This is a genomic window from Microbacterium sp. K35 (assembly GCF_004794375.1).
GTDB classification, from domain to species: domain Bacteria; phylum Actinomycetota; class Actinomycetes; order Actinomycetales; family Microbacteriaceae; genus Microbacterium; species Microbacterium sufflavum.
Window position 1 is genome coordinate 1 of record NZ_SSDM01000384.1, and the last position, 225, is coordinate 225.

Genomic DNA, 225 nt, shown 5'->3' on the forward strand with positions numbered 1-225 from the left:
ATCGAGACCCGCGCGGCGGAGCCGACCGTGCCGCGGCGGGTCTCGATGAACTCCCTCGTCGCGCGGATCTCGGAGTTCGCCTGGGCCAGCGTGGGCTCGAGCAGCTGTTGCGCACGGCGCGCGCGGTCGACGGCCTCTCGCCCCTGCGCGAGCGCGGCGTCGATCTGCGTGTTCGCGGCCGTGAGCGCGTCGAGTGCGCGCTGCGGATTCTTCGCCGTGCCCGTC

General features: G+C 74.2%; 1 protein-coding gene. It reads right to left on the minus strand.

Annotated features, from left to right (window positions below; genetic code table 11):
- The coding region (locus DW299_RS19270) for a hypothetical protein (protein WP_446724804.1) at positions 1-225 on the minus strand (225 nt) is incomplete at both ends.